The sequence below is a fragment of the Caulobacter sp. D5 genome (genome assembly GCF_003185805.1).
GTDB lineage: Bacteria > Pseudomonadota > Alphaproteobacteria > Caulobacterales > Caulobacteraceae > Caulobacter.
This window is the reverse complement of record NZ_QHJY01000206.1, coordinates 1-11959: the sequence shown is the minus strand read 5'-3', so window position 1 is coordinate 11959 and position 11959 is coordinate 1. Positions and strand designations below refer to the sequence as shown.

At 68.9% G+C, this 11959-nt stretch carries 10 protein-coding genes; 8 read left to right on the top strand and 2 right to left on the bottom strand.

All coding sequences use genetic code 11. The annotated features are described in order from the left end of the window. Window positions 1–117: 117 nt before the first annotated feature. Window positions 118–723, bottom strand: a complete 606-nt coding sequence (locus DMC18_RS14460) for a hypothetical protein (RefSeq protein ID WP_110121430.1) — start codon at window positions 721–723, stop codon at window positions 118–120. A gap of 38 nt (window positions 724–761) precedes the next feature. Continuing rightward, window positions 762–2081, bottom strand: a complete 1320-nt coding sequence (locus tag DMC18_RS14455; RefSeq protein ID WP_110133035.1) for an aspartate aminotransferase family protein — start codon at window positions 2079–2081, stop codon at window positions 762–764. Between the two features lie 88 nt (window positions 2082–2169). Between DMC18_RS14455 and DMC18_RS14450 the strand changes: the two genes are divergently transcribed. From DMC18_RS14450 to DMC18_RS14415, 8 genes are all read left to right on the top strand, one after another. Continuing rightward, entirely contained in the window at window positions 2170–2895 is a 726-nt protein-coding gene (locus DMC18_RS14450; RefSeq protein ID WP_110121429.1) for a GntR family transcriptional regulator, read from the top strand. 10 nt (window positions 2896–2905) lie between these two features. Next, the gene (locus DMC18_RS14445; protein ID WP_110121428.1) at window positions 2906–4396 is read left to right on the top strand and encodes an aldehyde dehydrogenase; all 1491 of its coding nucleotides are present in this window, start codon (window positions 2906–2908) and stop codon (window positions 4394–4396) included. Window positions 4397–4402: 6 nt separating this feature from the next. Then, a complete protein-coding gene (locus DMC18_RS14440; protein WP_110121427.1) occupies window positions 4403–5848 on the top strand; it encodes an NAD-dependent succinate-semialdehyde dehydrogenase in 1446 nt (481 codons plus the stop codon). Beyond that, window positions 5845–7212, top strand: a complete 1368-nt coding sequence (locus tag DMC18_RS14435) for an aspartate aminotransferase family protein (protein ID WP_110121426.1) — start codon at window positions 5845–5847, stop codon at window positions 7210–7212. The genes DMC18_RS14440 and DMC18_RS14435 overlap by 4 nt, the downstream gene beginning before the upstream one ends. 157 nt (window positions 7213–7369) lie before the next feature. Beyond that, entirely contained in the window at window positions 7370–8749 is a 1380-nt protein-coding gene (locus tag DMC18_RS14430) for a glutamine synthetase family protein (protein ID WP_110121425.1), read from the top strand. Window positions 8750–8842: 93 nt separating this feature from the next. Continuing rightward, on the top strand, window positions 8843–9934 hold the full coding sequence (locus DMC18_RS14425) for a PotD/PotF family extracellular solute-binding protein (protein ID WP_110121424.1): 1092 nt from the start codon (window positions 8843–8845) through the stop codon (window positions 9932–9934). Window positions 9935–10093: 159 nt separating this feature from the next. Next, on the top strand, window positions 10094–10987 hold the full coding sequence (locus tag DMC18_RS14420) for an ABC transporter permease (protein WP_110118288.1): 894 nt from the start codon (window positions 10094–10096) through the stop codon (window positions 10985–10987). Then, entirely contained in the window at window positions 10984–11841 is an 858-nt protein-coding gene (locus DMC18_RS14415; RefSeq protein WP_110118287.1) for an ABC transporter permease, read from the top strand. The genes DMC18_RS14420 and DMC18_RS14415 overlap by 4 nt, the downstream gene beginning before the upstream one ends. Window positions 11842–11959: the final 118 nt, after the last annotated feature.

The window sequence follows — 11959 nt, the reverse complement described above, 5'->3', positions numbered from 1 at the left end:
CCTGAAGGGGGAGCTGTCGCGGAGCGACTGAGGGGGAAGTGATCGCGGCAGATCAGCAGCGGCTTCCCCCTCCGGCCCTCCGGGCCACCTCCCCCTTCAGGGGGAGGGTCTAGCCTTCTAGAAAAACACCCCGTCCTTCGGGCAGGGCGGGCCGACGCCGACGGGCTCCATGCCTTCCCAGGGGGCGGCGCAGGTCTGGACGGTGGCGGCGAAGGCGCGGAGGGTTTCCAGGTCGGCCTTCAGGCGCTCGGGCGTGGTGAGCAGCGACAGGCTGACCTCCCTGGCCGCGTCGGCCCGGTACTTGGCCTCGACCGAATAGTAGATGCGGCCTTCGTAGCGTTCGCGGCAGACGGGGCGGTCGGCGCCGAGCAGGCGCACCGTGGCGACCTTGCGGCAGGGCGGGCGACGGCGCGGCTCGTCTTCTCCAGCGTCGGGGTCGTAGCCGTAATAGACCATGATCGCCGCCACGCCCTTGGTGTCGACGAAGCGGCCGACGGACGGGAAACCCGGCCCCGTGCACAGGCCGCCGTTCAGCAGCAGGTCGGTTCCATGGTCGCTGCCGTGAAAGTCTTCCGGCAGCGGGCAGTAGGTGGCCCCCGGCGGCGAGCGGAAGGTCAGGCCGTGATTGGCCGTGACGAACACCGGCGGCGCAGGCCGGGGCGGTTTCGGCGGCGGTTGCTCGGCGCCGGCGAGAAGCCAGGCGGCGACGAGGGCGGGCAGCATGTGCGGGGACTCCGAGGTCGCCCGAATGCTCGCGCCGTTCAGTCGACGGCGGCAAGCACTTTTCGGATCGTCTCCACCACACGGTCGATCTGGGCTTCCTCGATGATCAGCGGCGGCGACAGGGCGATGATGTCGCCGGTCACGCGGATCAGAAGGCCCTGGTCGAAGGCCGCCTCGAAGGCCTCCATGGCCCGGGCCGTCGGGGCGCCGGGACGGGGCGAAAGCTCGATGCCGGCGATCAGGCCGAAGTCGCGGATGTCGATCACGTGGCGGGCGTCGGCCAGCGAATGGACGGCCGCGCGCCAGTAGGGCTCGATGGCCAGGGCGCGCTCGAAGAGGCCCTCGCTCTGGTAGATTTCCAGGGTCGCCAGGCCCGCCGCGCAGGCCAGCGGGTGGCCTGAATAGGTGTAGCCGTGGAAGAGCTCGATGGGGCTGTCGGCGCCGTCGAGCATGGCCTCGTAGATGGCGGTGCTGGCGGCCACGGCGCCGGCCGGCACGGCGGCGTTGGTCAGGCCCTTGGCCATGCAGAGGAGGTCGGGCGTCACCCCGAAGCGGTCGGCGGCGAAGGGCGCGCCGACCCGGCCGAAGCCGGTGATCACCTCGTCGAAGATCAGCAGGATGTCGTGCCTGTCGCAGATCGCCCGCAGCTTCTGCAGATAGCCTTCCGGCGGCACGAGCACGCCGGTCGAGCCCGCGACCGGCTCGACGATGACGGCGGCGATGTTGGAGGCGTCGTGCAGGGCGACGATGCGTTCCAGGTCGTCTGCCAGATGCGCGCCGTGCTTGGGCTGGCCCTGGCTGAACAGGTTCTCGGGGACGCCGTGGGTGTGGGGCAGGTGGTCGACGCCGGTGAGCAGGGACCCGAAGTACATCCGGTTCTTGGGGATGCCGCCCACCGAGATCCCGCCGAAGCCGACGCCGTGATAGCCGCGCTCGCGGCCGATCAGCCGGGTCTTGGTCCCCTTGCCGCGGGCGCGGTGATAGGCGAGCGCGATCTTCAGGGCGGTGTCGACCGACTCCGAGCCGCTGTTGGTGAAGAAGATCCGGTCCAGGCCCTTCGGCGTCACCTGGGCCAGGCGCGAGGCGAAGGAAAAGGCCAGCGGGTGGCCGAGGTTGAAGCTCGGCGCATAGTCCATCTCGCCGGCCTGCTTGCGGATCGCCTCGGTGATCTGCTCGCGCCCGTGGCCGGCGTTGACGCACCACAGGCCCGAGGTGGCGTCGAGGATCTGGCGGCCGTCGGGCGTGGCGTAGTGCATGCCTTTGGCCGAGGCGAGCAGGCGCGGATTGGCCTTGAACCGCCGGTTGGGCGTGAACGGCATCCAGTAGGCGTCGAGGTCGTTGGCGCCGAAGTCGGGCATGGGGAAGGTCCTTCGCGAGACCTTGCATTGTGATCGCAATTATCGGCTAGCTGGCAAGCCCTGGAATGCGTCGCGGAGAGGAGGGGACATGGCCGAGCCGAAAACGCGCCGTCCCCTGGCCGATTCCACGGCGGTGCATGACCAGGTCTACGACTCCATCCGCCAGGCCCTGATCACCGGCAAGATCGCCCCTGGTGTCGGGGTTTCCCTGCGCAGCCTGGCGGCCGAGCTGGGGGTCAGTCCCATGCCCGTGCGCGACGCCGTGCGACGGCTCGTGGCCGAGCGGGCCCTGGCGATCAACCCGGCCAACAAGCGCCTGTCCGTCCCGTCGCTGAGCGCCGAACGGCTGGAGCAATTGGAGCTGGCGCGGCGGTGGATCGAGCCGGAGCTGGCCGCCCGCGCCGCGCCCAGGGCCGACGAAGCCTTGGTGCGCAAGCTGAAGCTCATCGACCAGGAGCTGGAAGATGCGCTGCGGGTGGGCGATGTCGACGGCTACATGGTGGCCAACCACGCTTTCCACTTCGCCATCTACGAGCGGGCCGGGGCCGAGGTGCTGCTGGCCATGGCCGGCGGGCTGTGGCTGCAGATCGGGCCGTTCATGCGGGTGGTGTTCGGCCGGGTCGGCACCGGCAGCCTGCCCGCCGACCGTCACGCCGAGGCCATGGACGCCCTGAAGGCCCGCGACGCCGACGGCGCCCGCCGCGCCATCGCCGCTGACCTGTCCGAAGGCATGGACAAGATGCGGGCGGCGGTCGGCGCCGAGTCCGGCTTGACAGGGTCGATGGCGGCGCAAACTGTGATCACAATTCGATGAGGCTTTCCGCGTGACCGTTCCCGCGTCCATCTCCGAACAGCTGCGCCGCCTGGCCCTTCCCGGCTGGGCGGTGATCGACGGCGCTCTGGTCGAGGCGGTCTCGGGCGGAACGTTCCCCAATGTCGGGCCGCGCGACGGCAGGGTGCTGAACCGGGTGGCCGCCTGCGACGGGGCCGATGTCGATCGCGCCGTGGCCGCCGCCCGCGCCGCTTTCGAGGACGGCCGCTGGCGCGACCTGCATCCGCGCCAGAAGAAGAAGGTGCTGTTCCGCCTGGCCGAACTGATGGAGCGCGACGCCGAGGCGCTGGCCTTGCTGGAGAGCCTGGACGTCGGCAAGCCGATCCGTGACGCCCGAGCCGTCGACATCCCGCTCGCGATCAACACCACCCGCTGGTACGCCGAGGCGCTGGACAAGGTCTATGGCGAGGTCGGGGCTTCGCCGGCCGATCGCCTGTCCTTCGCCACCCACGAGCCGCTGGGGGTGATCGGGGCCATCGTGCCGTGGAACTTCCCGCTGCACATGGCGATGTGGAAGGTCGCACCGGCCCTGGCGATGGGTAATTCGGTTGTGCTGAAGCCGGCCGAGCAGTCGCCGCTGACGGCGCTGAAGCTGGGCGAGCTGGCTCTCGAAGCCGGGCTCCCGGCAGGGGTTCTGAACGTGGTCCCCGGTTTCGGCGCGATCGCCGGCCAGGCCCTGGCCCGGTCGATGGACGTCGACATGATCGCCTTCACCGGCTCTGGCCCCACCGGCCGGCGGCTGATGGAATATGCGGCCCAGAGCAATCTCAAGCGCGTGTCGCTGGAGCTGGGCGGCAAGTCGCCCCAGATCGTCTTCGCCGATTGCCCGGACCTGGATGCGGCCGCCCAGGCCGCCGCCTGGGGCGTGTTCTATAATCAGGGCGAGGTCTGCACCGCCGCCTCGCGCCTGCTGGTCGAGGCCTCGATCAAGGACGAATTCCTGGAGAAGGTGGTCGCGGTCGCCAAGACCATCCAGGTCGGCGATCCGCTGGATCCGGAGACGGGCTTTGGGGCCATGGTCAGCGAGCGGCAGATGCAGACCGCGCTTTCCTATATCGACAAGGCCCGCGAGGAGGGCGGCGAGCCCGTGCTCGGCGGGAACCAAGTGCGCACTGAGACCGGCGGCTTCTATGTCGAGCCGACGATCTTCGACGGCGTGAAGCCGGAGCACCGCCTGGCCAAGGAAGAGGTGTTCGGACCCGTCCTGGGCGTGCTGAGCTTCACCGCCGAGGAAGAGGCCTTCGCCCTGGCCAACGACACGGTCTATGGCCTCGCCGCCGGCCTGTGGACCAGCGACATCAACCGCGGGCTGAAGGGCGCGCGGAAGCTGAAGGCCGGGCTCGTCTGGGTCAACGGCTGGGACGCCTGCGACATCACCATGCCGTTCGGGGGCTTCAAGCAGTCGGGCTTCGGCCGTGACCGCAGCCTTCATGCGTTGCACAAGTACGCCGACCTGAAGTCGGTGTCCGTGACGCTGAGGTAGCCCCACATGACCGCCCTGAACCTTGTCGAAACCGCCGCCCTGATCGACGGCCTGTGGATCGAAGGCGATGCGACCTTCGCCGTCACCAATCCGGCCGACGGCGAGACGATCGCCGACGTCGCCGAGCTGGGCGCGGCCGAGACGCGGATCGCCATCGAGGCCGCGCACCGGGCGTTTCCGGGCTGGGCGGCGCGGACGGCCAAGGAGCGCGGGGCGATCCTGCGCCGGTGGAGCGACCTGATGCTCGCCCACGCCGACGATCTGGCCCGGCTGATGACGGCCGAGCAGGGCAAGCCGCTGGCGGAGTCGAAGGGCGAGGTGGCCTATGGGGCCAGCTTCATCGACTGGTTCGCCGAGGAGGCCAAGCGCGGCTACGGCCACACCATTCCGACGCCCGATCCCAAGAAGCGCCTGGCCTCGATCAAGCAGCCGATCGGGGTGTGCGCGGCGATCGCGCCGTGGAACTTCCCGATCGCCATGATCACCCGCAAGGTCGGCCCGGCCCTGGCGGCCGGCTGCACCGTGGTGGTCAAGCCGGCGGCCGAAACGCCGCTGTGCGCCCTGGCCATCGCCCGTCTCGCCGTCGAGGCCGGCGTGCCGGCCGGCGTGCTCAACGTCGTCACCGGCACGGATGCGTCGGCCATCGGCAAGGCCCTGTGCGAGGACGGCCGGGTGCGCAAGCTTTCGTTCACCGGCTCGACCCCGGTGGGCAAGGTGCTCTACGGCCAGTGCGCGGGCACGATGAAGAAGCTGTCGCTGGAACTGGGCGGCAACGCGCCCTTCATCGTCTTCGACGACGCCGATCTCGAGGCCGCCGTCGATGGCGCGATCGCCAGCAAGTACCGCAACACCGGCCAGACCTGCGTCTGCGCCAACCGCCTGATCGTGCAGGCCGGCATCCACGACGCCTTCGTGGCGCGGCTGACCGAGAAGGTCGCGGCGATGAAGGTGGGGCCGGGCACGGGCGAGGGCGTGGTGATCGGCCCGCTGATCAACGAGAAAGCCATCATCAAGGTCGAGGCCCTGGTGCAGGAGGCTGTCGAGGCCGGCGCCCGGGTGGAGGTCGGCGGCGAGCGTCACGAGCGGGGCGGCCTGTTCTACCAGCCGACCGTGCTCTCCGGCGCGACGCCGGACATGCGTCTGTTCAACGAGGAGATCTTCGGCCCGGTCGCCCCGATCGTGAAGTTCCACACCGAGGACGAGGCGATCGCCCTGGCCAACGCCACGCCCTTCGGCCTGGCGGCCTATTTCTACAGCCGCGACGTCGGCCGTTGCTGGCGCGTGGCCGAGGCCATCGAGGCCGGCATGGTCGGCATCAACGAAGGCCTGATCTCGACCGAGGTGGCGCCGTTCGGCGGGGTCAAGGAGTCGGGCCTGGGCCGAGAGGGATCGTCCGAGGGCCTCGATGAGTATTTCGAGACCAAGTACCTGTGCTTCGGCGGGGTCGCATGAGCGCCGCCGTCGCCACGCGCCACACGATGCAAGACCTGATCGCCGCGGAGCGCGCGCGATTCCTGGCCGAGCATCCGCGCAGCGTGGCCATGGCCAAGGCGGCCGCCCAGGTGTGGCGCGGGGGCGTGCCTATGCACTGGATGGGCGACTGGGCTTGTCCTTCGCCGATCTTCGCCGCCCAGGGCGTGGGGGCGCAGGTCACCGACGTCGACGGCAAGCTCTACGACGACTTCTGTCTGGGCGACACGCCGTCGATGTTCGGCCATGGCGACACCTCGGTGGCGGCGGCCGTGGCGGACCAGGCCAAACGTGGGGCCGGGTTCATGCTGCCGACCGCCTCGGCGGTGATCGTCGGCAAGCTGCTGGCCGAGCGGTTCGGCCTGCCGCTGTGGCAGGCGGCGACCACGGCCAGCGACGCCAACCGCGCGGCTGTCCGCTGGGCGCGGGCGGTGACGCAGCGGCCGGTCGTGCTGGTGTTCGACGGCTGCTATCACGGCATGGTCGAGGACGCCTTCGTGGTGCTGAAGGACGGCGCGGCGGTCATGAAGCCCGGCCTGCTGGGCCAGGTGCAGGACCTGACGGCCACGACCCGCGTCGTGCCGTTCAACGATCTGGCGGCGCTGGAAGCGGCCCTGGCCCCCGGCGACGTCGCCGCCGTGCTGGCCGAGCCGGTGATGACCAACTGCGGGATGATCCTGCCCGATCCCGGCTTCCACGACGCCCTGCGCAAGCTGACGCGCGAGGCCGGAACCCTGCTGATCATCGACGAGACCCACACCATCTCGACCGGCGCCGGCGGCTACACCCGCGCGCACGGCCTGGAGCCGGACGTCTTCGTGCTGGGCAAGGCCGTGGCCGGCGGCGTGCCGGCCGCCGTCTGGGGCGTGACGGCTGAGCTGTCTGCGCGGATGGACGAGGCCCAGGCGCGCATCGGGCCGGGCCAGTCTGGGATCGGCACGACGCTGTCGGGCAATGCGCTGGCCATTGCGGCCATGCGGGCCATGCTGTCGGAAGTGATGACCGACGCGGCCTATGCCAAGATGCTGGCCGGGGCCGAGCGGCTGGTGGCCGGCCTGCGCGGCGTGATCAAAGCGCGCAGCCTGCCGTGGTCGGTCGTCCATGTCGGGGCGCGGGTGGAGCTGGTCTTCGCCGACCCGCCACCGCGCGACGCCGCCGCCATGCGGAAAGTTCTGGACCACGATGCGGTGGAAGCGCTGCATCTGTGGCTGATCAATCGAGGCGCGCTGATCGCGCCTTTCCACAACATGATGCTGGTCTCGCCCGTCACCGAAGACGCGGCGGTGGACCGGCTGGTCGCGGCGGTGGATGCCTTCGCCGTGGCTGTCGGGGAGGTGTCGGCATGACGTGTTTTCACTTTCTCTCCCCCTTTGATGGGGGAGGGGCAGGGGTGGGGGTGACACCGCTGGCGGGCCTTGGCTCGGCCGTGCAACATCACCAACCGCCGCTGTCACCCCCATCCCCGACCCTTCCCCCATCAAGGGGGAAGGGGGAGTTTTTCCTATGAGCCCCGTCGCCTCTCCCGACGAATGCCGCGACTTCCTCGCCGCCCATCCGCAGGTGAAATATGTCGAGGTGTTCTTCACCTCGATGACCGGGGTGCCGCGCGGCAAGCGCCTGCGGGTGCACGAGCTGCAGGCGATCTACGACTACGGCCGGTTCCTGCCGGGCTCGATCCTGGTGGTCGACACCGTCGGGGCCGATTGCGAGGACACGGGCCTGGTCTGGGAGGACGGCGACGCCGACCGCCGCGCGCGGCCCGTGCCCGGCACCCTGACCCTGGCGCCGTGGCTGGGTCCCGACGTCGCCCAGGTGATGCTATCGCTGTACGAGCTGGACGGCACGCCCAACGATCTGGACCCGCGCCACGTGCTGCAACGGGTGCTCGACCGCTACGCCGCCGACGGCCTGACGCCGGTCGCGGCCTGCGAGCTGGAATACTATCTCGTCGACATCGAGCGCGGCCCGAACGGCGAGCTCTTGCCCGCCAAGTCGGTGCTGACCGGCCAGCGGCCGACCGGCATCCAGGTCTATGGCCTGCCGGAGCTGGAGGCCAACGCCCCGTTCCTGCGCGAGCTGTGGGACACGGCGGATGCGATCGGGGTGCCTCTGGAAGGCGCGATCTCGGAATTCGCCCCGGCTCAGGTGGAGCTGACCCTCAAGCACAAGCCCGACGCCCTGCGCGCCGCCGACGACGCGGTGCTCTACAAGCGCGCCGCCAAGGGCGTGGCCCTGCGCCACGGCTGCGAGGCGACCTTCATGGCCAAGCCCTGGGTCGACCGGGCCGGCAACGGCTTCCACGTGCATGTCAGCTTCAACGACGCGGACGGGAACAACCTGTGCGCCGCCGAGGATCCGGAAGGCTCCGACCTGCTCAAGCACGCCATCGGCGGCATGAAGCAGCTGCTGGGCGAGGGCATGGCCATCCTGGCGCCGAACGCCAACAGCTATCGCCGCTTCAAGGCCAACAGCTACGCGCCCGTCGCCCCGACCTGGGGCGTCAACAACCGCACGGTTTCACTGCGCGTGCCGGCCGGGCCTGCGCCGACGCGCCATGTCGAGCACCGCGTGGCCGGCGCCGACGGCAATCCGTACCTGGTGATGGCCACGCTGCTGGCGGCTGCCCACCACGGGATCACCAACAGGATCGATCCTGGAGCGGCGGTGGTCGGCGACGGCTACGCCGCCGCGGCCAAGGAGAACGTGCGCCTGCCGTCCAACTGGTTCGCCGCCGTCGACCTTTTCGAAAAGTCCGACGTGCTGGCCGACTATCTGGGCGCGCGGTTCGTGGAGATGTTCGTCTCGGTCAAGCGCACCGAACAGGCGCGGTTCTTCGAGGTGATCACGCAGCTCGACTATGACTGGTATCTGCGCAACGCCTGACCGTAGGCGTTGGAAGTAAGGCTTTGGGTTGAACCGGCGGCGGGGAAGGGGCCTCGTCCGCTTCATGCGAACGAAAGAGGGAGTTTCGAGGCCATGAGCAATCGTATTCTGGGCGCGTCGCGCCGCTCTCTGCTGACCGCGTTCGGGGCGGCGGCCATCGGCCTGTCGTTCACCGCCTGCGGCGAGAAGCCAAAGCCCGGCGAGGCCGGCGGTGAAGAGAACAAGCTGAACTTCTACAACTGGGACACCTATATCGGCGAGACGACCCTGGGCGACTTCAAGAAGGCCACGGGCGTCGATGTGAACATGAGCCTGTTCGCCACCAACGACGAACTGTTCGCCAAGCTGAAGGCGGGCAATCCGGGCTTCGACGTCATCGTGCCGTCCAACGAGTTCGTCACCCGCATGGCCGAGGCCGGCATGCTGGAGCCGCTGGACCACGCCAAGATCCCGAACATCAAGAACATCGACCCGGCCTTCCTGGACCCGGACTACGACAAGGGCCGCAAGTTCTCGATGCCCTACACCTGGCTGGTGCTGGGTATCGGCTATCGCAAGAGCAAGGTGAAGGGCGTTCCCGACAGCTGGAAGTGGCTGTTCGACAGCAACCAGTACGCCGGCAAGATCGGCCTACTGTCGGAAAGCGCCGACCTGGTGCGCCTGTCGGCCAAGTATCTGGGCCATTCGGTCAACGCCATCCCGGCCGACCTGCTGCCGAAGATCGAGCAGATGCTGATCAAGCAGAAGCCGTTCGTGAAGGCTTTCCACGACGACAACGGCCAGGACTTGCTGCTGTCGGGCGAGGTGGACGTGGTGCTCGAGTACAACGGCGACATCGCCCAGGCGATGAAGGACGACGACGACATCGACTTCGTCGTGCCCAAGGAAGGCTCGCTGATCAACTCCGACACCCTGTGCATCCCCAAGGGCGCGCCGCGTCCGAACAACGCGCACAAGTTCATCAACTACCTGCTCGACGCCCAGGCCGGCGCGGCGATCAGCAAGACCATCCTCTACCCGACGCCCAACGCCGCGGCCAAGGCGCTGATGCCGGAGGACTACAAGAACAACAAGGTGATCTTCCCGCCCGCCGACATCATGTCCAAGTGCGAGTACGGGGCCTTCGAAGGGGCGGAAAAGGCCAGCCTCTACGAGGAGATCATCACCCGCGTGCGGGCGGCTTAAGGCGCCGTCGTCTCCCTTCCCCCCTTGATGGGGGAAGGGCTGGGGATGGGGGTGTTGCGGCGGTTGCTGGCATCCCCGACCCAGAAAGTCCTGAACCGCTGTCACCCCCCCATCCCCGACCCTTCCCCCATCAAAGGGGGAAGGGAGAGAGCCCCACCGATGGAACAGAGCTGGAAGAAGGCCAAGGCGGTGTTCGCCGCCGCGCTGGGACCGCCGCTGGTCTGGCTGGTGGTGTTCTTCGTCGCGCCGATGGCGATCGTCTGGGCCTATAGCTTCGGCCACAATGTCGGGCTGACCGAGATCTCGTTCACCGGCACGATCGCCAACTACGCCCGGGCGCTGGAGCCGCTGTACCTGAAGATCTTCGTCAAGTCGGCCTGGGTGGCGGCGCTGACGACGGCGCTGTGCCTTGTCATCGGCTTCCCGGTGGCCCTGGCCATCACCTTCGCCTCGCAGAAGGCCAAGACCTGGCTGCTGCTGCTGGTCATGCTGCCGTTCTGGACGAACCTGCTGATCCGCACCTACGCCCTGATCGCGGTGCTGCGCACCGAGGGCTACATCAACCAGGGCTATGAGTGGATCTGGACCCTGGCCGCGAAGGTCGCGCCGCTGGGGACGTTCCAGCCGCTGGAGCTGCTGCACAACAATTTCGCGGTGATCCTGGGTCTCGTCTATGTGCACCTGCCGTTCATGGTGCTGCCGCTCTATTCGGCGCTGGACCGGCTGGACAAGTCGCTGCTGGAGGCCAGCCTCGACCTCGGCGCCGGGCACCTGCGCACCCTGTTCCGCATCGTCGTGCCGCTGGCCCTGCCGGGCATCGCCTCGGGGATCCTGATCACCTTCATCCCGGCGCTCGGCGCGTACCTCACGCCCGACCTGCTGGGCGGCCCCGACAGCCAGATGATCGCCAACGTCATCGAGCGCCAGTTCAAGCGCGCCAACGACTGGCCGTTCGGCGCGGCCCTGTCGTTCCTGCTGATGTACCTGACCTTCATCGCCATCGCCGTGCAGGCCCTGCTGTCGCGCGGCAAGAAGAAGGAGGGCGTGGGATGACCAAGCGTTCGCCGCCCGGTCCGCTCGAATACCTGCGCCGCTGGCCGATCCGGCTGTGGCTGGCGGGCGTGGGGATCTTCCTCTACGCGCCGCTGGTGGCCCTGATGGCCTTCAGCTTCAACGACAGCCGGCGCAACATCGTCTGGAAGGGCTTCACGCTCAAATACTACGAGAAGGCCTTCAACAACGACGGCCTGATCGAGGCCTTCGCCAACAGCCTGACCATCGCGGCGGTCTCGACCGTGCTCAGCGTCGTGCTCGGGGCCATGGTCGCCCTGGCCCTGTGGCGGTTCCGCTTCCCGGGCAAGACGGCGGTGGACGGGGCCCTGGCCCTGCCGATCGTGGTGCCCGAGATCTGCATGGGCGTGGGCATGCTGGTGTTCTTCGCCAAGGTGCTGCCCTGGCCGCAGGGGATGATCTGGCCGCTGAACCTGGGGGCGATCATCATCGCCCACGTGACCTTCTCGTTCCCGTTCGTGGCGGTGGTGGTGCGCGCGCGCATGGCCAGCTTCAACCGCGAACTGGAGGAGGCGGCCCGCGACCTGGGAGCCGGTGAGTTCCGCACCATCAAGGACGTGATCCTGCCGCACATGACGCCGTCGCTGGTGGCGGGGGCGCTGCTGGCCTTCACGCTCAGCCTCGACGACTTCGTCATCACCTTCTTCACGGCGGGGCCCGACACCGTGACCTTCCCGGTGAAGGTCTATTCGATGGTGCGCTTCTCGGTGACGCCCGAGGTCAACGCGGCCTCGACCATCCTGATCGTGCTCACCGTGATCCTGACCGCCGTGGCGCTGAAGCTGCAGGGCGATCCGGCGGCGACCGCCGGGGCGCATGGGGGCGACGGCAAATGATTGTGCTGGAAACCCCCTCAGTCGCTCCGCGACAGCTCCCCCAGAGGGGGAGCATCTACGCCGCGCCGACCAGATCCTCCCCCTCTGGGGGAGGTGGCCCGGAGGGCCGGAGGGGGCC